This window comes from Paraburkholderia sp. BR10882 (assembly GCF_040948855.1).
GTDB lineage: Bacteria > Pseudomonadota > Gammaproteobacteria > Burkholderiales > Burkholderiaceae > Paraburkholderia > Paraburkholderia nodosa_A.
The window spans coordinates 1-22,108 of sequence record NZ_JBFPKP010000030.1 but is presented as its reverse complement, the minus strand read 5'-3'; the positions used below and the strand labels follow the sequence as shown (position 1 = coordinate 22,108).

At 64.2% G+C, this 22,108-nt stretch carries 23 protein-coding genes; 9 read left to right on the top strand and 14 right to left on the bottom strand.

The window, feature by feature from the left end; genetic code table 11:
* Window positions 1–154 precede the first annotated feature (154 nt).
* From AB3X99_RS37875 to AB3X99_RS37845, 7 genes are all read left to right on the top strand, one after another.
* A complete protein-coding gene (locus tag AB3X99_RS37875; RefSeq protein WP_368619946.1) occupies window positions 155–1,594 on the top strand; it encodes an MBL fold metallo-hydrolase RNA specificity domain-containing protein in 1,440 nt (479 codons plus the stop codon).
* 214 nt (window positions 1,595–1,808) lie between these two features.
* On the top strand, window positions 1,809–3,893 hold the full coding sequence (locus tag AB3X99_RS37870; RefSeq protein ID WP_368619910.1) for a PAS domain S-box protein: 2,085 nt from the start codon (window positions 1,809–1,811) through the stop codon (window positions 3,891–3,893).
* Window positions 3,890–4,543, top strand: coding sequence for a response regulator (locus tag AB3X99_RS37865; RefSeq protein WP_368619909.1), 654 nt, complete (start codon window positions 3,890–3,892; stop codon window positions 4,541–4,543). The genes AB3X99_RS37870 and AB3X99_RS37865 overlap by 4 nt, the downstream gene beginning before the upstream one ends.
* A 126-nt stretch (window positions 4,544–4,669) precedes the next feature.
* Window positions 4,670–5,077 carry a response regulator transcription factor gene (locus AB3X99_RS37860; RefSeq protein ID WP_368619908.1) on the top strand — a complete coding sequence of 136 codons (408 nt, stop codon included), beginning with the start codon at window positions 4,670–4,672 and terminating at the stop codon, window positions 5,075–5,077.
* A gap of 13 nt (window positions 5,078–5,090) precedes the next feature.
* Complete coding sequence (locus AB3X99_RS37855; RefSeq protein ID WP_368619907.1) at window positions 5,091–5,879, top strand: helix-turn-helix domain-containing protein; 789 nt, start codon at window positions 5,091–5,093, stop codon at window positions 5,877–5,879.
* A gap of 218 nt (window positions 5,880–6,097) precedes the next feature.
* A complete protein-coding gene (locus AB3X99_RS37850; RefSeq protein WP_368619906.1) occupies window positions 6,098–6,493 on the top strand; it encodes a c-type cytochrome in 396 nt (131 codons plus the stop codon).
* A 20-nt stretch (window positions 6,494–6,513) separates the two neighbouring features.
* Window positions 6,514–6,882, top strand: a complete 369-nt coding sequence (locus AB3X99_RS37845) for a DUF3564 family protein (protein WP_368619905.1) — start codon at window positions 6,514–6,516, stop codon at window positions 6,880–6,882.
* 29 nt (window positions 6,883–6,911) lie between these two features.
* Here AB3X99_RS37845 and AB3X99_RS37840 read toward each other — a convergent pair whose 3' ends face one another.
* The 5 genes from AB3X99_RS37840 to AB3X99_RS37820 all read right to left on the bottom strand — a co-directional run bounded on the left by AB3X99_RS37840 (window position 6,912) and on the right by AB3X99_RS37820 (window position 10,240).
* Entirely contained in the window at window positions 6,912–7,262 is a 351-nt protein-coding gene (locus AB3X99_RS37840; protein WP_368619904.1) for a hypothetical protein, read from the bottom strand.
* Between the two features lie 69 nt (window positions 7,263–7,331).
* On the bottom strand, window positions 7,332–7,571 hold the full coding sequence (locus AB3X99_RS37835; RefSeq protein ID WP_368619903.1) for a UDP-glucose 4-epimerase: 240 nt from the start codon (window positions 7,569–7,571) through the stop codon (window positions 7,332–7,334).
* A 109-nt stretch (window positions 7,572–7,680) separates the two neighbouring features.
* Window positions 7,681–8,688: a universal stress protein gene (locus AB3X99_RS37830; RefSeq protein ID WP_368619902.1), complete on the bottom strand. Its 1,008-nt coding sequence runs from the start codon at window positions 8,686–8,688 to the stop codon at window positions 7,681–7,683.
* Window positions 8,689–8,799: 111 nt separating this feature from the next.
* Window positions 8,800–9,633: a universal stress protein gene (locus tag AB3X99_RS37825; RefSeq protein ID WP_368619901.1), complete on the bottom strand. Its 834-nt coding sequence runs from the start codon at window positions 9,631–9,633 to the stop codon at window positions 8,800–8,802.
* 172 nt (window positions 9,634–9,805) lie between these two features.
* Window positions 9,806–10,240: an Hsp20/alpha crystallin family protein gene (locus AB3X99_RS37820; protein ID WP_368619900.1), complete on the bottom strand. Its 435-nt coding sequence runs from the start codon at window positions 10,238–10,240 to the stop codon at window positions 9,806–9,808.
* Between the two features lie 253 nt (window positions 10,241–10,493).
* On the opposite strand from AB3X99_RS37820, the gene AB3X99_RS37815 reads away from it, so the two are divergent.
* Together AB3X99_RS37815 and AB3X99_RS37810 are read left to right on the top strand one after the other, a co-directional pair.
* On the top strand, window positions 10,494–11,333 hold the full coding sequence (locus AB3X99_RS37815; protein WP_368619899.1) for a universal stress protein: 840 nt from the start codon (window positions 10,494–10,496) through the stop codon (window positions 11,331–11,333).
* Between the two features lie 44 nt (window positions 11,334–11,377).
* Complete coding sequence (locus tag AB3X99_RS37810; protein ID WP_368619898.1) at window positions 11,378–11,872, top strand: universal stress protein; 495 nt, start codon at window positions 11,378–11,380, stop codon at window positions 11,870–11,872.
* A 183-nt stretch (window positions 11,873–12,055) separates the two neighbouring features.
* Here AB3X99_RS37810 and AB3X99_RS37805 read toward each other — a convergent pair whose 3' ends face one another.
* The 9 genes from AB3X99_RS37805 to AB3X99_RS37765 all read right to left on the bottom strand — a co-directional run bounded on the left by AB3X99_RS37805 (window position 12,056) and on the right by AB3X99_RS37765 (window position 21,714).
* Window positions 12,056–12,745, bottom strand: coding sequence for a CBS domain-containing protein (locus AB3X99_RS37805; protein WP_368619897.1), 690 nt, complete (start codon window positions 12,743–12,745; stop codon window positions 12,056–12,058).
* Between the two features lie 89 nt (window positions 12,746–12,834).
* Entirely contained in the window at window positions 12,835–13,143 is a 309-nt protein-coding gene (locus AB3X99_RS37800) for a DUF1488 domain-containing protein (RefSeq protein ID WP_368619896.1), read from the bottom strand.
* Entirely contained in the window at window positions 13,140–13,652 is a 513-nt protein-coding gene (locus AB3X99_RS37795; RefSeq protein WP_368619895.1) for a hypothetical protein, read from the bottom strand. The genes AB3X99_RS37800 and AB3X99_RS37795 overlap by 4 nt, the downstream gene beginning before the upstream one ends.
* A 37-nt stretch (window positions 13,653–13,689) precedes the next feature.
* The gene (locus AB3X99_RS37790) at window positions 13,690–14,550 is read right to left on the bottom strand and encodes an LOG family protein (protein WP_368619894.1); all 861 of its coding nucleotides are present in this window, start codon (window positions 14,548–14,550) and stop codon (window positions 13,690–13,692) included.
* A 5-nt stretch (window positions 14,551–14,555) separates the two neighbouring features.
* Window positions 14,556–15,593, bottom strand: coding sequence for a zinc-dependent alcohol dehydrogenase family protein (locus AB3X99_RS37785; protein WP_368619893.1), 1,038 nt, complete (start codon window positions 15,591–15,593; stop codon window positions 14,556–14,558).
* A 126-nt stretch (window positions 15,594–15,719) separates the two neighbouring features.
* Window positions 15,720–17,054: a nitrate/sulfonate/bicarbonate ABC transporter ATP-binding protein gene (locus AB3X99_RS37780; RefSeq protein WP_368619945.1), complete on the bottom strand. Its 1,335-nt coding sequence runs from the start codon at window positions 17,052–17,054 to the stop codon at window positions 15,720–15,722.
* A 25-nt stretch (window positions 17,055–17,079) separates the two neighbouring features.
* Complete coding sequence (locus AB3X99_RS37775; RefSeq protein ID WP_368619892.1) at window positions 17,080–18,822, bottom strand: ABC transporter permease; 1,743 nt, start codon at window positions 18,820–18,822, stop codon at window positions 17,080–17,082.
* Between the two features lie 66 nt (window positions 18,823–18,888).
* Window positions 18,889–20,634: a PHA/PHB synthase family protein gene (locus AB3X99_RS37770; RefSeq protein WP_368619944.1), complete on the bottom strand. Its 1,746-nt coding sequence runs from the start codon at window positions 20,632–20,634 to the stop codon at window positions 18,889–18,891.
* A gap of 237 nt (window positions 20,635–20,871) precedes the next feature.
* Window positions 20,872–21,714, bottom strand: a complete 843-nt coding sequence (locus tag AB3X99_RS37765; protein WP_368619891.1) for a potassium channel family protein — start codon at window positions 21,712–21,714, stop codon at window positions 20,872–20,874.
* Window positions 21,715–22,108 lie beyond the last annotated feature (394 nt).

The following is a 22,108-nucleotide window of genomic DNA, read 5'->3' as shown; positions in this document are numbered from 1 at the left end:
TATGAATCGAATGACGCGTTTCGATTGATCTATCTCAAGTCGAAACGGATCTGAGTCAATGCCCGTTCATCTGATTCAAGTCAAAGCCGAAGCACAGGCGTGCGCTCCAATCGATGTCGGACGCGCACGTCGCGCCTGACGCGAGGAGAGCATGATGAAGCTGACGTTTCTAGGTGCGGCGCAGACGGTCACCGGATCACGCTACTTGCTGGAGGCTGGGAGCAAGCGGGTACTGATCGATTGCGGGCTGTTCCAGGGCACCAAGAACCTGCGCCTGCGCAACTGGGAACCGCGGCCCTTTCCCGCCGACTCGCTCGATGCCATCATCCTCACGCACGCCCATATCGACCACTGCGGCTACCTGCCAGTCCTTGCGCGCAACGGTTTTCGCGGTCCGGTTTATTGCACGCCGGGAACTGCGGACCTGTGCGGCATCATGCTGCGCGACAGCGCCCGGTTGCAGGAGGAAGACGCGGTGTTTGCAAACCGCCACGGCTTCTCCAAACACCATCCCGCGCTGCCGCTTTACACGCTGGAAGACGCCGAACAGGCGCTGCGGCTCGTCGCGCCGCGTCCGTTCGATGAACCCGTCACGCTCGGCGAACATCTGACTTTCCGGCTGCTGCCGGCCGGCCATATCCTTGGGGCGGCTAGCGTCGTGCTGTGTAACGGACATACGGTCGTTGCGTTTTCGGGCGACCTTGGGCGCCCCGACGATCCGATCGTGCGTGCGCCGTCCCCGCCGGTCCATGCGGACTACCTGGTGGTCGAGTCGACCTATGGCGACCGGCTGCACGATGCGCTCAACCCCGAGGACGAGCTCGCCGAGATGTTCTCGCGCACATTTGCGCGTGGCGGGATCGTGGTGATGCCCTGTTTCGCCGTGGGACGCGCACAGGAGGTCCTTTACTACATCGCGCGATTGAAACAGTCGGGCCGCATGGCAAATGTACCGGTCTACCTCGACAGTCCGATGGCGATCAGCGTGACCGACCTCTACCGGCGTCATATGAGCGACCATCGGCTAACGGTCTCGCAGGTGCACGCCATCGACCATGCGGCGTTCATGGCCCGAACGGTGGACGAGTCGAAGGCCATTGCCGGACGCAACGGCCCCATGGTCATCATCGCCGGCAGCGGCATGGCAACCGGCGGCCGGATTTTGCATCACCTGAGCCTGTATGCTTCAGACCCGCGTAACACGATTGCGCTCGTCGGCTACCAGGCACCCGGCACGCGCGGTGCAGCGCTCGAGGTTCACGCGCCAGCCATCAAGCTGCACGGCGACTACGTGCGCGTACGCGCCGAGGTGTCCTCAATCACGTCTCTGTCTGCGCATAGCGATTACCGGGAAACCCTGCGCTGGCTCGCCGGCATGACGTGCCCGCCTGTTCGTACGTTCGTGACGCACGGCGAGCCCGCAGCGGCGGATGCCTTGCGGCGGCGCATCGTGGAGACGCTGCACTGGGATTGCTGCGTGCCGGAATTCGGGCAGTCGTTCGAACTGGCCGAGGACGCCGTGCGGCCCGATCCCTGCACACCGTGCGCTGCGGATGAGCTGGCGCCCGCGCCGTCGGCAGGCGCGGAGCCCTGAAAGGCTGCCTGAACGCGAAACGGGAGGCGGCGCCTCCCGCGCGAGCCTGGCGGACGCGCGCCAAATTTTTTTGGGACACCGTTTCGAGTGGCTCATAAAATGGGCATGCATCCCTCACACGGGATAACGTCGTCCCTCCCATTAAAGTCGACACTTCATATGCGAACGGCCTACGCATCGATCTCGCGCAAGTATTGCGCCCCGGATAAACGTCATGAGCGCGGGCGCTGACCGGCACATGCGCGCTGGACAAGGCGCGGGGCCCGCAATTGTCGCGCGCCTGCGCGATCCCGTCGTCTCGGCCGTGCTGGCATTCGTCGTGGCCTTCGCGCTGGCCGGCGTCGTTGCAACGTTTGTTACGCGACAGTGGCAAGCGGCGGCGGAACAGCGGTTCACACGGCGCGCGGCGGCGCTACACGAAACACTGACGCAGGCGCTGGTCGCCAACGAGGCTATCTTGCGCGGCGCACGCGCCGTGCTCGAGCAATCGCCTGGCCCCGATCCGGCAGCCTGGAAGCACTTCGTGTCAGCGATCGATCTGAACAACTCCTGTTCGGCGATCACCGCGCTCGGTTATGTGACTCCCCACGCCGGCCCGTTGGCGGGCGCAGCCGAAAGCGGCGACGTCACGACGCAGTGGGCAGGGCTGAGCGCCACTGTCCCCGCAAACGCATTCGCGGAGACCGTCGCGACGCGTGCCGCGCGCCGCTACGCTGCCGGAACCGGCAACGCAGCGCTCGCAGCGGTGCCGGAGTTGGCCAATGCGCCACCGCTTCTCACGCTCTGGCTGCCCGTTTACGAGACGGCACCCGATACACAAGGCAATGCGCAGAAGGTCATCGGCTTTGCGGTTGCCGTGCTGGACGCACAGCGGCTCTTCGCACCGCTCGTTGCCGCCGATCCTGGGCTTGCGATCAGCGCACGGATCGGTACTCCTGCCTTGCACCTCTACACGAGTGGGCGCGGCGAAGAAGACGAGGTGTTGCCCGGTCAGCGGTTCCGGCGTAGCGATTCGCTCGTGTTTGGCGGGGCAACGCTCGCGCTCGACGTCAGTGCCGACGCAAGTCCGCTGCTTACGGGCGCAGCCGCCTGCGCCACGGCCATTCTGCTCGCGGGGCTGCTCGGGGCCGCCGTGATCGCGTTTCTCGCGCAACGCCTCATGCGCGCAAACCTGGCGCCACCGAAGGTCGCAGGCGACGCGCGTCTCAACGAAGCCCGCATGATGGGGATCATCCGCTCGTCGATGGAAGCGATCGTCACCGTCGACGAGACCCAGCGCGTGGTGATCTTCAATCCAGCCGCCGAACAGGTGTTCGGCCTGTCCGCCATGGAGGCGATCGGCTCGCCGCTCTCGCGTTTCATTCCCGAGCGATTCCGGGCCGCACACGTGCAACATGTCGAACAGTTTGGCGAGACCGGCGTCACCGAGCGCCAGATGGGACGCCCGCAACGGGTGCTCCACGGGTTGCGAACCAATGGCGAGGAGTTTCCCATCGAGGCATCGATTTCGCAGATCCGTGACGACTCGGGCAAGCTTTTCACGGTCATGCTACGCGACATCACTGAACGCGTCCGCGCGGAAGAGGCGCTCAAGCGTTCGCGCGAAGAACTGCGGGAACTGTCGGCCAATTTGCAGAATGTGCGTGAGGCCGAAAAAACACGCATCGCGCGCGAGCTTCACGACGACCTCGGCCAGCAGCTCACCGCGCTCAAGATCGATCTTTCCGCCCTCGAGCACCGGCTCGGTGAGGACGATGCCGCCGACGTCCCAGCGCGCCTCGCAGGCATGCGCAACCTGATCGATTCGACGGTCGGGTCCTTGCGGCGCATCGCGGCTGACCTGCGGCCGGTCATGCTGGACGACCTCGGCCTCGTGCCGGCCATCGAGTGGCTGGCGAACGACTTCACGAACCGCTACGGTATCGCCGTCGAGAGTGATCTGGACGCGGACGCCACGAACTTCTCGAACGACGCCTCCTCTGCACTCTTTCGCATCGTTCAGGAAGCGCTGACCAATGTCGCCCGTCATGCCGACGCGAATCTCGTCGAGATTACGCTGAAGGTGGACGGGCCACTCTGTGTCCTGCGCATTGCCGACGACGGCCTCGGCGCGACCGGCGACCCTGCCGACAGACAGCGCGACGCCTTGCGGGACAAATCGTTTGGCCTCATCGGCATTCGCGAGCGCGCCCGCATGCTGGACGGCACCGTTTCAATCGATACCGCGCCTGGCAAGGGTTTTGCCATGACGATCACGTTCGCACTTCATGCTCTCCTCCCCGAAGAGGCCGCATCATGATCAAAGTGATCATTGCCGACGACCATGCGCTCATGCGTGACGGACTGCGCCGCATTCTCGAAAGCGCGCGCGACATCCAGTTCGAAATCGTCGGCGAAGGCTGTGACAGCTCGACCACCCTCGCGCTCGTACGCGAGCGCCCCGCCCACGTCCTGGTGCTCGACCTCTCGATGCCGGGGCGTAGCGGCGTTGACCTCGTCAAGCAGATCAAGGACGAAAAGCCCGAGTTGCGCATTCTTGTGCTGACCATGCACGCCGAACAGCAATACGCGGTGCGTGCCTTCAAGGCGGGCGCTTCGGGCTATCTCACCAAGGAGTGCGCGAGCACGGAGCTGGTCAACGCCGTGACGAAAATCGCCGGGGGCGGCGTCTATATCAGCATGACGATGGCCGAGCGCTTCGCCCAAAGCCTGAACGAGCCCGCCGACACGCTCCCCCACCAAAGACTGTCAGATCGGGAGTTTGAGGTGTTCCGGCGTATCGCGGCCGGTCAGACCATTACCGAAATCGCGCAGGAACTCTGCGTGAGCGCGAAGACTGTCAGCACCTATAAGGTGCGCATCCTCGAAAAGATGCAGATGCCGCACGAAGCCGCGCTCGTGCGCTACGCGATGCGGCACAAGCTCATCGACGATCCCGACGAAGCCTGACACCTCAGGTGTCGCGGCCGATTGCCGCATGACTGTAGGAATCGCCCTACACGCCTTCCGTTCCGCGTACGTCACTTTCCATCGCCGCCGATATTTTTTTGAGACGGCGTTGCCGATACTGGCTACATGAAAGCCAGTCCCGTTCACCAGCGCCTGCAGGTCTTCCTCGTCGAGGATGCGACTGCAGTACGCAGGAAAATCGCCGAAGCGTTGTCGGCCATTCCCGATGTGACCGTGATTGGCGAAGCCGAGGATGCGGCTAGCGCCCTGACCGGCATCGCGCAAAGCGGTGCAGACGTCGCGGTGGTCGACTTGAGGCTCGCGAGCGGCAGCGGCATCGAATTGCTCACCCTGCTTGGCCGCGAGCAACCCTCGGTTGTGACGGTCGTGCTGACGAACCACTCCGGCGCACCGTTTCGCGCAGCCTGCCAAAGAGCGGGAGCCCACTTTTTCTTCGACAAGACGTCGGAATTCGACGCCGCTTGCAAAGCCATTGAAACGTTAGTGAAACAGCGCGCCGTCCCCTCGCGCTGAACCGGAGACGATCATGTATGCCGAGCCTGCCTGCGATTCCTCACTGTCCACGCCGCCGGCCCCCCACTGGCCCGTCGTGCCGCTGCAGCCGGCCGTGCGCGAAGCCGCGCCGCGCCAGCCGGCTACGCGCTGCTCGACGTGCTCGCTACGTGCGGTCTGCATGCCGCCGGACCTCACGTCCACGGAACTCCAGAGACTCGACGACGTGGTCCTCACCACACGCAACGTGCACCAAGGCGAGACGCTGTTCCGTGCGCACGACACCTTCCAGAGCCTCTACGCCGTACGGACCGGATCGTTCAAGACGGTCGTCATGCATCGCGACGGACGTGAGCAGGTCACGGGCTTCCAGATTCCGGGCGAGCCGCTCGGGCTCGACGGCGTTTGCTCCGGCACGCACAATTGCGACGCCATTGCACTCGAAGACAGCACGGTTTGCATCATGCCGTTCGGCCAGCTCGAAATGTTCTGTCGCGAGAGCCGGCGCATGCAGCGCCATCTTTATCAGCTCATGAGCGGCGAGATCGTCCGCGAATCCAGCCTGATGATGCTGCTCGGCACGATGACCGCCGAACAGCGCCTCGCCGCGTTTCTGCTCGACCTCGCAGCGCGCTTCCAGGCGCGTGGCTACTCCGGCGCGCAATTCAACCTGAAGATGAGCCGGGAGGAAATCGGCTGCTTTCTCGGCATGAAGCTCGAAACCGTGAGCCGGATGTTCTCGCGCTTTCAGCGCGAAGGCCTGGTCGAGCCGAACCGCAAGCAGGTCCGCATCGTCGACCTGGAGGGACTTGCGCGTGTGTGAAGCAACAAGCGACGTCGCAGTCGCCGCCCGGTGTTGGCACAGCAAGCCTCGTCGCTGAAGTGCACCCGGCACCGCTCTCTTTTAAGAGATCCTGGTGCGAGCGCCCGCGGCCGGATTCGCCTGGCGATTGACACATATCAAAGGGAAAAGAGGCCCCGATGACACCATGGATCTGGCCGACGGCCTTCCGCTCCCGGCCGCACTCGAGGAGACATTCGATGTCACGCACTCCCACGCCCGCCACTTGCATTCTGGTGATTCCGTCTTTCCATGACCGGGTTAGCAAGATCCTGATTCACTCCGCGGCGGTCTGCGCTGTCGCGTTGTATGCCGTTGCTGCGCATGCGCAACTCGCCGAACCCACTGAACTCGTGGATCAGCAGCACTGCATGTTCTGCCACACATCCGACGCGCCATTTCTCGCGCCATCGTTTCACCAGATCGCTGAGCGCTACCGCGACAAGCCGAACGCCAGCACCATGCTCGAAGAAAAACTCAGGCACGGCGGCAAGGCGCACTGGGGCGACATGCCCATGCCCCTCCCCGCCGACCGTGGCGGCCCCGTCTCGGCCCAGGACGCGAGTACGCTTGTTCAATGGGTACTGAGCCAATAATTGCAGAAAGGAGCATCTCCATGCGCGTTACCGTCCATCTCGACAGCTTCGACCGGGTCGATCCTTCCGCTTACGCGATCGTCTGGATCGACACCAAAGCGAACAAATGGTCTCGCGAAGGACATGCAGGTGTGAGTCTTTCCGAATGGGGGCGATGCTCCCCGTCGCCAGACGGCATTAGCCTGTTGGCGTGTGAAGACCAGCGCGAGGTCTGCACGCTGGAGGGCCTGAATCTCGGGGCGAGCGAAGGGCCCTTTGAAGGCGAGTGCGGTGCCGTGCACTGGCGTGGGCGCATGCGTGCCGAGCCGCTCGATGCACGCTGGCACGTGCAATGTGTCGATGAGAGCGCGCCCGAACCAGAGGATGGCCTCTTCGCTGATGAAGTCTGATCGGGCTTCCTCTTGAGACGCAGCATTGCTCAGTGGTCGCGGCGCCCAGCACCGTTTCGGCAAAAGGCGCTTGGGGGCGCAGCGGAACCGAGTTGGCGCTCGGCCGCGTCGAACGCCGCGCGCATGGCGGCCACAGGGTCGTCACCCTCGCAATGGCCAAGCGGCGCGAGCTCCCTCGAAGCTGAAACGAGGTCGAGACGAACGTCATAGGCCGGCTCGCGGATTCCTGGCTGCAAGGGGTGCACCCGCTCGATCGCGAGATGACAGCCTGCCAGCACGCCGCTGAACCGCTCGAGGCGCAACAACTGAACGCCGGCTTCCGCCTCGAGGGTAGCCGAACCGGGGAAACCCAGATAAACGATTTGCATCCCGAGTCCCATCACCGTGCCCCTTCAGAAATCCGCGTTGTTGCTGCCCGAAGGCTCGTCGCCGCCATCGACCGTGCCTGACTACACGTCAAACGCGTGACGGATTTTCAGATCGATCCACACCATGCCTTCGCGCAGCCCCTCGAGCACCGCCTCCCGTTCAGTTTCGAACACGCGGTGATGCGCAAAGGCGTGGGAGAAGCATTGTGTCTGCGGACCGTGCGTGACACAAATTTCGCAGCGAAAACCACCTTGCGGGGCCGGCGACGCGAGTGCCTGGACGCGCCAGGCGCCCGAATCGATATGGCCGTTAAGTGACATGATTCCGTTCCCCTGGGGCGTGATGGCGATCGACTGGATCTGGGATTGAATTCAGGATAAGACCGGGTAGCTGAAGCCAATTGACGCACATCAACCTGACTCGCGCCGCTCACAGCGGTGTGCTACCGAACGCCCGCGTAGCGCGCCGCTCACGCGTGCCGCTGCGAGAGTGCACCGACGTTTCACTGCCAACACCTGCCCCATGCGATGCGCGCGTCACGATCGCCTGATCTGTTGCACGGATCGCTGGCGCCGAAACGAGAACCGGGCACAGGGCGTCACGCAGGGCGTGCGACGCAACGCTGCCGGGCAGCGCCTGCGCGCGCGTACGCCGCCCCTGCAACCCGATGACGAGCAGATCAGCGCCCCAGCCACGCGCCTCGCGCAGAATTGTGCTGGCGACGTCGTCGAGTTCGACATGCGTTGCCAGCGCCGCAAGCGATACCCGGGCGCCGCAGGATGCTACGAGCGCTTTTGCACGTGCAAGCGCAGTGGTGCGGTCGTCTTCGAACAGATGGTCGAGTTCTCGCCCTCCCACATGGAGAGTGCGTTCGACGACGTAGATCACGCGTAATTCCACGTCCGCCGGCAGGCACCCAACCGCAAGTTGAAGGGCGGCGTAGGCACTTGCGCTTCCGTCGACGGCAATCAGCGCGCGGGCAAGAGGCGGTTCCTCCAAGGCAAGCAGCTGCGACGGCACATACAGCAACGTACGGCGCGTCGCGTACGCGATTTCCTCTGGCTCAAGCCTGCACGCCCAGTGCTGCCCGGGGTGATGCGCGGCGAGCGCCACCAGATCGGCGTCGCAAGCGTCGGCAGCGCGCGCAACGGCGACAGGCGCGGTTGTATGCAGCACCGAGAGATCAAGCAGTTGCACGTCCGGTTCGCGTCGCTCGAGTGCCAACGCGGTCGCGGAATCGCTCAAGTTGAGTTGTGCCCGGCGGAGCATCGCCGCGTGTGTCCCGGCGCCCTGCGGCAGTCCCAACTGGTGCGCGGGCATCAGGGAGGCGGGGTTGGCGATGAGTTCGACGAGACTGATCGGCGCATCACGATCTGCAAGGCGGCAGGCAAATGCCGCGAGCGCAGCAAGGCCACTTCCGCCTTCGGCGGTCACCATGAGGCGCTGGAAAGGTTTCGATGGGCGTTCCATTTTCGTATCCAGTTCAACTGACCAAAGACCATAGGGGCACAATGCGGCACAATGCGTGGCCGCGCCCCGGATCCACCCTCACGCCAGCATCGAGTTTCTTGAACCCTGCGGTACAAGGTGCAGCGGCAACACCGTTCGCTGCGCCACGTCGGCGGCGACGCTCGCGTAGCGCCACCGGCCGCCTTCATGGCCGCCGCGCGTGCCGAGCACCAGCAGATCCGCGCGCCACTGCAGCGCTGCCTGAATGATCGCGTGCGCCGTTGACTCGCCATCGTGCTGGGCTTCGAGGATGGCCGCGTCGAAGTCTTCGGGATGCTGCGCGGCCGCTGGGTCACATGCGAGGTATCCCACGCGCACTGCCGTGCCCGGTCCTGCCAGCCTCGCCGCTTCACGCACGGCGCAAGCCGATGCTGCGCTTGCATCGCTCGCAACGAAAACACGCCGTGGCGGCACCGAACAGTGTCGCGCGGTGGGCGTTGGAAGCAGAAGCACAGGGCATGCGGTTTCGCCCGCGAGCGCGACAGGATTGGCCGGCGCCCCGATCGTCAAGTCCGCCTTCCAGCCGCGTACCGCGCGAGCCAGCGCCTCGTTGCGCGCCGCGTTGTCCGGCCCGGTGCCGAGGAATTCACAGTCCGCCTCGATTCCGCGTAGCGCCAGCAGTTCGCGAGCGGCTTCGAGGGTCGCGGCCAGGGTGATCCGTGTGGAAAAGTTCTGCGCGGCCCGCTGATCCGGATCTGTCAGCAGAGCCGAAGGTGCGAGGCCCGCAAGCCGTACGTGCGCGCCACGAACTGCCCACCCCGCTACGTAGTCGAGCAGCGAGGCTACGCGCTCCATTCCGGTGAACAAGACATAGAGGCGTGAATAAGGCGCAACGTGCTGCATACTGGCGGCCGCGGCAGTCGGTCGTTTCATTTTTTGCCTCCTCTCGTTCATGCCCTCGCTACGCGTTGCGCCGCGCGCAAGCCGGGCTGCACAAACGCAAAAAAGAAGGCGCGGAGCCAATGCCCCTGCGCCGTAACAGCGCGCGCCGTGCTTTCATGCCCGATCGACGCGCCCTCTCCCCTGTCTCGAAAACCTCAGGCGCTCACTGGATCTGCAGCCGCTTCTGTTCTGCGGCTGCCTTCTTCGGCAGCGTGAGCGAGAGCACGCCGTCCTGATACTGCGCATTGGCGCTGGCTTCGTCGATGTCGCTCGCAAGCGAGAACGTGCGCGCGAACGACCCGCTGTAGCGTTCGCGGCGAATGACGCGCTCGCCATCCTTCTGCTCGGTCTTGCGCTCGACCTTCGCATGAATCGAAACCACGTTCCCTTCGATTTTTACGTCGATGTCCTTCTTGTCCACACCCGGTAGTTCGGCCTTTACCGTGTAGGCCTTCTCGCTCTCCGTGACGTCGAGTTTGATCGCCGCGAGTTCGCTTTCCTCGGCGGCGAGCATCCCGCGCATCGGTCGAAACAGCCCCTGGAAGAGGTCCGAAACAGGCTCCATGGAAAACGGGTCATAACGTGTGAGATTGCTCATTGCATTGCCTCCTTTAGTCCTTTGTGCGCACAACCCTGCGATGAGTCGCGCTGTACCCAATCTAGGCAGCAACTGAGTTTTCTGATTGATCTGCCTCAATGTCTCCGTTTTTTTGAAATCCACGGGCGCCATGTTCATCCGTGCACAGATGCTTGATTCAAATCAATCGTCGTGAGCGCTCCGTTCTTAGACTCGAATCACGTTCTCCGCCCCGAGGGGGGCGGCGCGACCACCCCGTACGCTGGAGATCACGATGAGCTACAAGACGATCATGGTGCATATGGATACGAGCGCGCGCGCGAGCGCTCGACTCTCGCTTGCGCTGAAGCTGGCCCGCAGGTTCGGCGCACATCTGGATGGACTCTTCGCGGCGTTCGAGCCGAACCCGCGCGAGTTCTACGTGATGGCTGGCACGGCCGACTATTACGACACGCACCGCAAGCTGCGCCGCGAACAGCGCGGCGCGATCGAACGGCTCTTTCGCGCCGAACTGGCGCGAGCGCAGGTCGAAGGCGCCTGGGTGACTCCAGAGGGCGACCCGGTCACGGCGGTCATGCAGCGCAGCCGGACCGCCGACCTCGTGATCCTCGGGCAAACCGACCAGGAAGACCCGGAATCCTATATTGCCGAACACTTTCCGGAGACCGTGCTTCTGGGCGCGGGCGGCCCTGTTCTGTTGATGCCATACGCAGGCAGCTTTGAGTCGGTCGGCGAACGCGTGCTCGTGGGCTGGAACGGAAGCCGCGAGGCCGCTCGCGCGGTTCACGACGCCATGCCTTTCATTGCGTCGGCAGCCCACGTGAACATCGTGGCCGCTTCCACGACCTTTACGCCCGCCGAATCGCAGGCGTCATGTACCGACCTTGCGGCCATGCTTGCGCGCCACGGCGCGACGACGGTCGATATCACCCGCTTCGACCGTGACGCAGCCGAATCCGCTGGCGATGCACTGCTCAGTTATGCGGCCGATGGCGGCTACGATCTGCTCGTGATGGGCGCATACGGGCACGCGCGCCTGCAGGAACTCGTATTGGGCGGGGCGACGCGTTCGATCCTTGCCACGATGACGCTGCCGGTGCTCATGTCTCATTGACATACCTCGACTCGACTCTGATCAGCTTCCACTGGAGCCTCACCATGTACTCACGCATTCTGGTCGCTCTCGACGGCAGCAAGACCGCCTCACACGCTCTCGACGCCGCGATCAGGCTGGCGCTCGACACCGGCGCGCAACTGCAGGCGCTCTATGTGGTCGACCTGCCCGTCATTGCGTACGACGTGCCCGGCTACGATCCTTCGATCGTGCGCGACGCGTACACCGAGGAAGGGCGCGTGATTCGTGCCGACGCGGATGCTCGCATGGCGCACCAAGGCGTGAAAGGCTTATCGCGCTCGGTTGAAGTCGAACTCCCTGCGGAAGACGTCGCGCAGTGTATCCAGCAGGCGGCGGCCGACTGGCATGCCGATCTGATCGTCATGGGCACACACGGGCGCCGTGGTGTGCGCCGCCTCATGCTGGGCAGCGTTGCCGAGCGCGTGCTGCGGTGCGCGTGCTGTCCCGTGTTGCTCGTACCTGCCCGTACGGCGGCGTCTGACGAGGAAGAGCAGGCGAAGCTCAGCATACCGGCGTGAATGACCGGATGGATAGCCGCGCGTGATCCACGTTCTTGCCGACGTCGCTCCGGGCATTGTCGTCCGAGTCGTCTCCTTATCTTCTCCTCAAGCGAGAAGCCCCGTGACGGCTGAGGAGGAAAACGACTGGGCCAGTCGTGTTGCTGGCCCAGCCTTCACCGCGCCTGGAGGCACCCACCTTCCTTACATCGGTGTGAACACGACCGGGTAGCCGAGATGATCCTCGACACCTTTGACGCCAGGCACACGATCCGCTGAGACGAGTATCGCCTTGCGCTCCTCTTCCGAGTTTACCGTACCCCAGAAGTGCACGATCCCTTCCTTGACTACGACGTTCTCCGCCGCCATTGCCCAGCGATGTCCATCGAGCGCGTGCATGACGCTGCGATGGATGGCTTCGTCCGAAGCCAGGGCCGCCTGGTCGGGCCGCGCGGCGTTCGCCAGCGCGCGTATCAGGTTCGCACGGCTTACGATACCCACCAGCTTGCCCTGATCGAGTACGGGAACACGCTTGATATGAAGGCGTTCGAGTACGTCGGCGATTTCGCTGAGCGGCGTGGAAGGCGAAACCGAAACGACGTTGCCCGTCATGACGTCATCCACCTTCACCGCGTTTTCCTTCAGGTACTCACCCGCAAGCTTTCGTGTCGAATGGAGGAATTCCCCAAACCAGCTTCGCTGCGGCTTGCCTGTGCCGGTTTCCACGCGATGCAGCAGATCGCTTTCGCTGAGAATACCGACGACCGCTCCGTCATCGTCAACGACCGGAATGCCGCTGATGTGATGTTCGGTGAGCAGCGTTGCCGCCTCGAAAATCGACGCATTGGGGCGCACGGTAACGACGTCCGTCGTCATGATGTCTGATGCTTGCATGAGGTCCTCCGTTAAGGGCCAACGCCCCGATGTGATTCAATTTAACGTTTGCGGGGCTGCGGGCATTGACTTGAATCAAGCGAACGGCCTCACTGCGGACGGGTTTTCACGGCATCGTCCGAATCCCTGTACATGCGGAAGTAGCCGCTGTGGGGCGTGATCGCTTCGGACTGCGTCGCCTCGATCATGCGAGCTGCTGCCCCTTCTATCGCGGCCCGGTGGGCAAGGAACGCGCCGCGCAAATCCGTTTCCCGCAGGGATGCGGCGCCGAAATGGTCCTCGAGCGCCTCCGCTGTGATCGCGCATTCGACGCGCGTGCCGCCGGCCGTGGCAGGAAAGGTCAACGCGAGCCGGCTGGCGTCATACTGCGGCGACCGGTCGGAAAAGATGATGTTCATGCTGATGCACTCCTGCGCATGGGCGCTCGTGAACGAGCTAGATCGTGATGTAACCCTGGAAGGACCACGGCAGTTCCATGTGCAATATCTCTGTCGTGGTTGGCGCGCGCCATGCACGAGCCAAAAAAGCCGGGGGCGCCGTCGACCGAAAACACCGGAACGAAGGAGAACGAGTTGCTGATCGAGACGAGAAATTCTGGGTTGTAGCACGACGGCGCAAAAATCTTTACCGCTTTAAAAAAGACCGCGCCATCCGCGTTGCGTGCCCATTCTGTCGCTTGCGAAGGCGTGGGACTGCGCATCACATAGCACGCCGGCAACTCGATGGTCTGTTCGCCGTGGGAAACCCGACCTGCAGGCCGGTAAACCAGCGTTGCTCCCTGATACGGCAGACAGCGCGGCGATTGTGGTATTGGACCTTCGGGTCCGAGGCGCAGAGGTGGCCATGCCGCGAGCGAAAGGCACAGTTCAGGTGTGCGTTGAGCGAAGTAGTCGGTAAGCCAGTTCATCTCTCTCTCCTTGCATCGGACTGTCGGACATGCCGCCTCAGCCCTCTTCTCCATACCAGTTGCGTATTGCGTCCCAGAGATCCTCAGCTGATTCGCAGAAGCGAAAGAGCGCAAGATCGTCAGGGTCGATCATGCCGGCCTCGGCCATAGCATCGAAGTTGACTACGCCGCGCCACCACGTCTCTCCCACCAGGAGGACGGGGATTGGCGCGATCTTTCCCGTTTGCAGAAGCGTCAGGACTTCGAAGAGTTCGTCACAGGTTCCGTATCCGCCGGGAAAGAAGACGGCTGCCTTCGCCCGCTCCAGAAAATGAAGCTTGCGAATGGCGAAGTAGTGAAAGCGGAAGCACAGTTCCGGCGTTAGATACGCATTCGGAAACTGTTCGTGCGGCAAGGTGATATTCATCCCCACCGTGGGCACGCGGGCATCGAACGCGCCACGGTTGGCCTCCTCCATGATGCCGGGGCCGCCGCCCGTCACGACTGTGAGCCTGGGGAGCTTGTCGGTGCCCGGCGCATGACCGACCAGCGTACCGAACTTGCGCGCGACGTCGTAGTAGATGCTGCGCCGAAGGAGCGCTTGCGCCACGCGCAGTTCGCGTTGCTGTGCGGCGTCTGTATCGGCCACGGCGAGACGGCGCGCCGCGGCGAGCCGCTTGCGCGCTTGCGCCGGGCTCGCGACGCGCGTACTTCCGTAGACGACCACGGTATGCGCGATGCCGAGTTGCTGCAGCCGCTCTTCGGTTTTCCAGTAGTCGAGCTGGAGCCGCACACCGCACATTTCCGGGCGTCGCAGAAACGCCGCGTCCTCGTCGGCCTGAACATAGCTCTGGCTTTCGACGAGCCGGCGCACGCGAGGCGCGAGACGCTCTGCAACGGAGATGCCCCGGTTGCCCATGTGAATCACATCTCGATGATGACTTTCAATGCCTGCGTGTCGGCCGCGTGTGAAAACGTCTCGTAGGCCTTGAGCACGTCCTCGAACGCAAAGCGGTGCGTGATCAGCCGACTGGGATCGATGCGTCCGGCACACACGGTCTTGAGCAGCATGGGCGTGCTCACTGTATCGACGAGACGGGTCGTGATCGCCACGTTGCGGTCCCACAGCTTGTCTAGGAAAAGCGACGCCGGTACGCCATGCACGCCGATGTTCGCGATCACGCCACCCGGCGCCACGAGCTGCTCGCAGAGTTCGAACGTCGCAGGTACGCCGACTGCCTCTATGGCACAGTCCACGCCCACACCATCCGTGAGCTTCATCACCGCATCCACGGCGTCGCCTGCGCGCGGATCGATGCATGACGTCGCCCCGAACTTCTTCGCGCATTCCAGGCGGTTGGGGTCCATATCGATCATGATGATCTGCGCGGGCGAATAAAACTGCGCGGTCAGGAGCGCGGCCAGCCCGATCGGCCCGGAGCCGACAATGGCCACTGTACTGCCGGGTTCGACCTTGCCGTTGAGCACGCCGCATTCGAAACCCGTCGGCAAGATATCGGAGAGCATCACGAGCGCGGCTTCGTCGAGGCCGTCGGGAATCCGGTACAGGCTCGTTTGCGCGTGCGGCGTACGCACGTATTCGGCCTGCGTGCCGTCGATACGATTACCGAGTATCCAGCCGCCCGTCTTGCAATGCGAATACATGCCGCGCCGGCAGTACTCGCACTGCCCGCAGCTCGAGATGCACGAGACGAGCACGTGATCGCCGACTTTCAGCGTCGACACGCCGCTGCCGATTTCATGCACGACGCCCACGCCTTCGTGGCCGAGAATCCGGCCCGGCTCGCAACCCGGCACGTCGCCCTTGAGAATGTGGAGATCGGTGCCGCAAATCGTCGTTTTCGACATCTTGACGATCGCGTCGCCGGGTCCCTGCAAGGCGGGCATCGGCCGCGATTCGACTGCGAATTTGCCCGGGCCGTTGTAGACCAGTGCTTTCATGTTCCCTCCGAGAATGTTCGGAACGACGGCCGGCGTGGCCGTGACGGTATCAACACCTGTCTCATGATGAGCGGCGGTGAGGCCGCAAGATTTGACATCGATCAAGTACCGCCCAGGCTGGCAGATTCAATCGCCAAACGTGCGCGAGTGATCGTCGTAGCTGAACAATCCGGCGTACCGACCCCAGTCGATCGCGCTGCGCAGGGTCGTCTCGGCATCGGCGCGATGCAGGTGGTCCTCCAGTTCCAGTTCGAAACGCGCACGCGGCGCGCGGTGCCCTTCGCGTTCGTCAAGGACCTCGCGGATATGGGCGATGAGCGGCACGAACTGCACCACGTGTTCGCGAAAAAGCTTTTTGCGCTCGCTGTCGTCGGCGTGGGCAAACATGCGTCCAGCCGCAGTGAGCTTGATCGTGCGCTCCTGCAGCTCCGCGAATGCCAGCAGGTGCAGCGCCGCAGCCACGGGAAAGAGCTCATCGGGCTTGAGCATCAGCGCCGCGGCCATCGAGGCCAATTCTGTGTGGCCGTCGTGCGTGGCTGCCGCGAGCGCGTCGAGGAATCCGACAAGACGATGGCTCGAGACCGCCGGCAGTCGCAGTCCAAACGCGCCGCGCACAGTGCCCGAGCCGTTGGCGGACTCCGCGAGGCGAGCGGTCAGGATTCCATACAGCGTGTCGACGATGGCGCGAAAAGCCGGGTCAAGCCGGTTGCGCGGGCGCGACAGCGGCACGTTCAGCGTCGCCTCGATATGGCCCGGATGGCCGCCCAGCACGTGGATGCGGTCGCACATCAGCACCGCTTCCTCGATATTGTGCGTGACCATGAGCACTGCCTTGATCGGTGTTTGCCGCTGGGTCCACAGGTCGAGAAAGTCACTGCGCAGCGTTTCGGCGGTGAGCACGTCGAGCGCCGAAAACGGCTCGTCCATCAGCAGCAGTTTCGGCTCGCTCACCAGCGCCCGCGCAAAACCCACACGCTGGCGCATGCCGCCTGAAAGTTCGCGCGGAAACGCGGATTCGAAGCCGTCGAGCCCGATCATCTCGATAGCGGACATCGCACGCTCGCGCACCACGCCAGGCGCGAGTCCCGATGCGTCGAGCCCCAGCTCGACGTTGGCGAGCACCGTGAGCCACGGGTAGAGCGCGAAGGTCTGGAACACCACGGCGATGCCCTCGGCGGGACCCGCGAGTGTCGCGCCTCGGTACAGCACGCGGCCCGAAGTCGGCCGCGCGAGGCCGGCTGCTACGCGCAAGAGCGTCGACTTGCCCGACCCAGAGCGCCCGAGCAGGCCGAGGATTGCGCCTTCGCGCAGCGTCACGTCGATATCCACAAGCACCGGCAGCGGTTCGCCGGAGGGCCGCGCGAACGCCATGCCCACGTGGTCGAGTTCGAGCACCGGCGCAGCGGAGTCACCATGCAGCGGGTCATCAAGTGCCAGCGCGGAGCGTGCGGCGTCGGGCATTGGGGCAATTTCCATGGCAAAGCGTTCAGGCAAGCCGCGTACGGCGCTCAGCAAAGGCGTAGAGAGGTCGCCAGATCAAACGGTTGGCAGCGACGACCATGATCGACATAACGGCGATGCCGAGGGCGATGCGCGGGTAGTCTCCCCTTGCCGTCATCTGCGCGATATAGGCGCCGAGGCCGCCTGCGCTCAGGCTGGTCGTGCCCCAGCTGACGGTTTCGGCCACGATGCTCGCGTTCCACGCACCGCCGCTCGCCGTGAGCGCGCCCGTCACGTAATACGGGAAGATGCCGGGCAGCAGCACCTGCAGCCACCGCGCACGCCGCCGCAGCCGCAGGCTCCTCGCCGCCTCGCGCAAATCGCTCGGCAAGGCGGTAGCGCCGGCTATCACGTTAAAGAGGATGTACCACTGGGCGCCGAGGATCATCAGCGGGCACAACCAGATCTCCGGGGCGAGCCTGAAGCGCACGATGCAGAACGCGACGACGGGGAACAGCAGATTGGCGGGGAAGGCGGCCAGAAATTGCGCGGCCGGCTGGACCCAGGCCGCGAGCATCGGGCGAAGCCCCACCGCCACGCCCACCGGAACCCAGATCACGGAGGCGAGCGCTATGAGTACCGCGACTCGCAGCAACGTGAGCAAGCCGTTGCGTGCTGCATCGACCACGTCGGCCCATCCGAGAGCCGGCGCAGCGAAGCGCAGCACGGCGATCGCCGCAGCGGTTACGGCCGCAGCGCACAGTACGAACCAGACCGCTTCGCCGGCGCGTCGCGAAAACGGCCCGTTTGCCAGTGCGAAGCCGCGCCAACCTGCTCCGGGCGAGAGCCGCAAATGCGCGGCGCGCGCGAGCGCCGCGCCAGCCGGGCGGCACGCGTGCCGCATCCACGGTGAGCGATGAAAGAGGTCGAGCAGCCAGCTGCGCGGGCAAGCCTGCGCCGCGATATCGCCATAACGAAACCGGTCGGCCCAGGCCACCAGCGGGCGAAACAGCAACTGGTCGTAAAGCATGATCGCGAGGCTCATGGCGAGTATCGCCCAACCCACCGCCGCGAGATCGCGCTTCATGATCGCCTGCGCCACCCACGACCCCACGCCGGGCAGTGCCACCTGCACGTCGCCCACGGAGATGGCCTCCGAAGCCACCACGAAGAACCAGCCGCCCGACATCGACATCATCGCGTTCCATACGAGCCCCGGCATCGCGAACGGCACTTCGAGCCGCCAGAACCGTTGCCACCCGGACAGACGGAAACTGCGGCTCGCCTCGTCCAGATCGGAGGGCACGGTGCGCAGCGCCTGATAGAAGCTGAACGCCATGTTCCACGCCTGGCTCGTGAAAATAGCGAAAATCGAGGCCAGTTCGGCGCCCAGCACGTTGCCCGGAAAGAGCGACATGAAGAACACCACCGTGAACGACAGGTAGCCGAGTATCGGCACCGACTGCAGCACGTCGAGCAGCGGGATGAGGATGCGCTCCGCCCGGCGGCTCCTTGCCGCGAGCGTCGCGTATGTGAACGTAAAGATGAACGAAGCGACGAGTGCGATCAGCATGCGCAGCACGGTGCGCAGCGTATAGCCCGGCAGCGCCGCGGGCGAGAGCGCGATCGAGGCTCCGTGGCCGCCCGCCAGCGGGCCGGTCATCTGGCGCGCGCCTTCGCCCAGCAACACGATCGTGCCGAATACCAGCACCACGGCCGCAACGTCGCGCCAGCCTGGCATGCGCGGGTACCAGCGCATTCCTCTCAATACTTCGGCATGATGCTCCATGGCATTACCTGCCCGCCCGGCTGCGTTTGACCTCGAACCACTTGCCCGCTGACTGGCTGCGCGCGTTCATTTTTCGAGCACGTATTCACCGGGCGCCGGCCCAAGCCCGGCCTCCGGCGTGCGCGCCGGAACCTCGCCCGTCGAGTGCTCGTGCAGCCAGTCGCACCAGCAGGTCCACCACGAACCGTCGATCACGGGTGTGTCGCTCACGTACTCATGGCGGCTGCGGTACGGCGCGTCGGGTTCGCGCGTCGCGCATCGGAAGTAACGCCCTGGGTGACCCGGCTCGGACACGATGCCAGCGTTGTGGCCGCCCGCCGTGAGTACGAACGTGAGCGCGTTGTGCGTGAGCAGATGCAGCTTGTAGACCGAACGCCACGGCGAAACATGATCGCGCTCGGTCCCGACGACGAACATCGGCGCTTCGATGTCCGAGAGTGCGATCGGCTGTCCGTCCACGCAATAGCGTCCCGCCGCGAGATCGTTGTCGAGAAATAGATGCGTGAGATATTCGCTGTGCATGCGGTACGGCATGCGCGTCGTGTCGGCGTTCCACGACATGAGGTCGTTCGGCTTCGTGCGCCGGCCCAGCAGATACTCGCTCATCATGCGGGACCAGATCAGATCGCGCGCGTTGAGCAACTGGAACGCCGCGGACATCTGCGCGCCGTCCAGATAGCCCTGCCGCCACATCAGCGCGTCGAGCGCGGCGAGTTCGCTTGCGTCGATGAACAAGCCAAGCTCGCCCGGCTCGCTGAAATCGGTGAGTGCGGCCAGCAACGTGATGGAGCACAGCAAGTCGCGCCGCCCGTCGCGTGCGAGCGCCGCCGCGCCGATCGCGAGCAGCGTGCCGCCGAGGCAGTACCCGACCGCGTGGATTGCCTCGCCGCACCGGGTGCGAACTGACTCGAGCGCCGCCAGGAACCCGTCGCGCAAGTAGTCGTCGAGGCCGAGATCGCGCGCTTCCGGGCCTGGGTTGCGCCACGAGATGGCGAACACCGTGTAACCCTGTTCGACCAGAAACCGGATCAGCGAGTCGTGCGGTTGCAGGTCGAGGATGTAGTACTTCATGATCCACGACGGCACGATCAGGATCGGCTCGCGCGCAACATCCGGTGTCGTGGGCGCGTATTGCAGCAGTTCGCACAACTCGTTGCGCCAGACGACGCGACCTGGCGTCACCGCGACGTCTCGCCCCGGAGTCCAGGGCTGTGCCACGCGTGCTCGCGCGCCTCGCAGCGTGTCGGCCATGGCGTTCGCGTCATCAAGCCAGTTGCGCATGCCCGCAGCGAGGTTGGCGCCACCGCTGCGCACCGTGGCCTGCAACACCTCTGGATTGGTCGCGATGAAGTTGCCTGGCGAACACGCGTCGAGCCATTGACGCGCCGCGAAGCCGACCAGCTCCTCGTGGTGCCGCTCGACGCCCGGAACCCCGCGCGTCGCTTCGCGCCACCAGCGCTCAATCGCCAGAAACGCATCACGGTACATCCGGAATGGCCAGTTCGACCATGCGGTGGATGCGAAACGAGGGTCGGCAAGTCCAGCGTACACCGTCATCCCGCCCTCCTGCGCTTCGTCACCGGTAGGGCGCAATCGCGATGGAAACGTTGCCGGTAGCCAGCTGTTTGTAGCAAGGTCGAAGCATTTTCCCGGTGAGACTGCGAGGTGCCCCGCCCAGTCGAACGCCGAAAGCATGAGCGCGAGCGGCGAAAGGCCGAATGTCGCCGCGGCCAGACTCGCATGGGCTGCACGGTTCCACTGATCGGCGGGCGAGTCGTCCGGCTGCCTGCACTCCGTGGCATGCGCAGGCACCCGGTGGATTGCCCGGCTCACATGAAATGAGTCGGCGTCGCTAACAGCGGAATCGGTCATGGTGGGGGCGCTCTTCGTTTGTCGGACCGTCCGTGCGCGGTACGGCCCGGCGGCGGCGTCAACCGTACTACTGTGCGTTGGCTAGGGAGGGCGGCGATTGATCTGAATCAACCATGCGAGCGTCGGGCAGGCGGGACGAGGAAAGAACGATGCGGTGGCACGCCACGTCTCGCGCGATCAGCCGGCTCCGATCTGTCGGGCCGCGTTGTCTCCTCGTTGCGAACCGCTGCGGCTCGGCGCGAGCGTATCTCGCAGCCCTTCCAGCTCGCGATGCAGCGACACAATTTCCGCATGCAGGGTCTTGATATCCCGATGCATCTCGCGCCTGAGGCGCCGCTCTTCCTTGCCGATCAGCCACGCGGCAATGCCGGCAAATGCCAGCGAAAGCATGCCGTAGCCGAGCAGCACGACGAACACGGCAAATACACGTGAGGCGGGCGTCGTAGGCGCGATGTCGCCATAGCCTACTGTGGCGCTGCTTTCGAATGCGAGCCACAGTCCTTCGGCGTAGCTGTGCACCCGCGGCTCCAGCGCGTAAAATCCCGCACCACCAAGTAACAGAACGATCCCGCCTGCGAGCGGGAGCAGCGCGAGCCGGTTGAGTTCGAAATACGAACTCAGGGCAACGACGATACGCAGCGCAATCATCGCCATCAACGCGAGTCTGAGCACCCATTCGATCGAAGACCAGGGGTTCGCTCCGCCCATCATGCTGACGAGCGCGCCACAAGCGATCGCCACATCGAACGCATTGCGATCCAGAAACCGTGCTGGTTTGCGGCTCGACCATGCGGTTCGCGCAACGGCGGCCGCGCACGCCACCGCCATGGCGCCGTAGAGTACGCGTGCGGTCAGGAGCATCGAACTCGACGTTGCGAGCAGTTCGACATAGAAAGCCGGAATGGCAATCAGGCAGCCCGCAAGCAAAACCCAACGGGCGTGCGACCACGCGCGCTGTGCAGCGGGGCCGTCATGTGAATCGACGCCCGCGAGCCCTGCCTTGTGCCAGCCGACACTCATTTGCCGTCTCCCTCGTTATGCAAGTCGCGGCGGCGTGGAGGTCGCGTTTGCGGTTCAGGCGAGATTTCATCGCAGGTCACGTCGGGAACTCCGTGCACGGAAATACGCTCAGCGTCTCACCGTTGCCGGACCTGGCTGTGACCTGGATCAAGACGGCTCAGAACCGCTCCTCAACGAAGCGGAACGGGTAGTCCCGCTCCTTGTGCCCCGCGCCTTGTCCCGTTCGGGCAGTTTCACCGTGGCGCGCGGAAGCCGTTTGTAGGGAGTTCTTATGTGGACGCCTCCCGGATTGCAAACAGTGTTGCGATTTTTGGCTTTCAGGTAAAGGCAGCACGCTTATGTCCGGCCCGTTTTCGCAGGTCGGTATGCGCCTGCAGGCCCTAATGGAATTAGC